At 46.8% G+C, this 220-nt stretch carries 1 tRNA gene; it reads right to left on the reverse strand.

The features are described from left to right. Positions 1-143: 143 nt before the first annotated feature. A tRNA-Asp gene (locus tag Q1A70_RS20775) sits at positions 144-220 on the reverse strand.

A 220-nucleotide genomic window follows, 5' to 3' on the forward strand; every position in this document is an offset into this window, starting at 1 on the left:
GGAGCGTGCAGATAGAGTTACCAAAATGTGCACCAGAGACTGGATTAACCTGACCAGTTAATTTTCCAGATTGGTATCACTTATTTTAAAAAACTACAGATGTAAAAAAGCCCTGCTATTTCTTGCAGGGCTTTTCCAATAAATGGCGGAGTGGACGGGACTCGAACCCGCGACCCCCGGCGTGACAGGCCGGTATTCTAACCAACTGAACTACCACTCC

It is taken from the genome of uncultured Vibrio sp. (assembly GCF_947488985.1).
Classification (GTDB): domain Bacteria; phylum Pseudomonadota; class Gammaproteobacteria; order Enterobacterales; family Vibrionaceae; genus Vibrio.